This window comes from Paenibacillus sp. 2TAB26 (assembly GCF_052115145.1).
Lineage (GTDB): Bacteria > Bacillota > Bacilli > Paenibacillales > Paenibacillaceae > Pristimantibacillus.
In genome coordinates, this window is sequence record NZ_JBFRGC010000126.1 from 1 (window position 1) to 405 (window position 405).

The 405-nt window shown below is 69.4% G+C and carries 1 protein-coding gene; it reads left to right on the forward strand.

What is annotated here, in order from left to right; translation table 11 throughout:
- The coding region (locus AB4Z50_RS36180; protein WP_441887336.1) for a hypothetical protein at positions 1–405 on the forward strand (405 nt) is incomplete at both ends.

The window sequence follows — 405 nt, forward strand, 5'->3', positions numbered from 1 at the left end:
ATCGATAGCGGTCCGTATGCCGTGCCGACCGCCTACACCGGCGGCGCCGGCGCGCTCGTCACGCTGCGCGGCAGCGACTATCGTGCGCCGAGTGATCTCGCCGGGCGCGCGGTCTGTGTCGCACAGGGTAGCCCTTATGCGCATCCCGTCACGGAGACGCTGGGCGCGCAGGTACGTTCCTATTCTTCGTCGATCCGCGCCGTGGCCGCGTTTATGGCCGGCGAATGCCAGGCGCTGGCGGAAGACGCCCCTGTGGTGGCGCGGCTGATGGGATTGCCCGAGTGGCGCTTCTATCGGCGGCTCGACGCGGGCCTGCTTCCCGACAACGCCAGTCCGCAGATCGTGATCCGGCAGGACGACTCCCGCTCCGCAGCGTGGCTCGATCGCGCCGTGCGGCATTGGAAG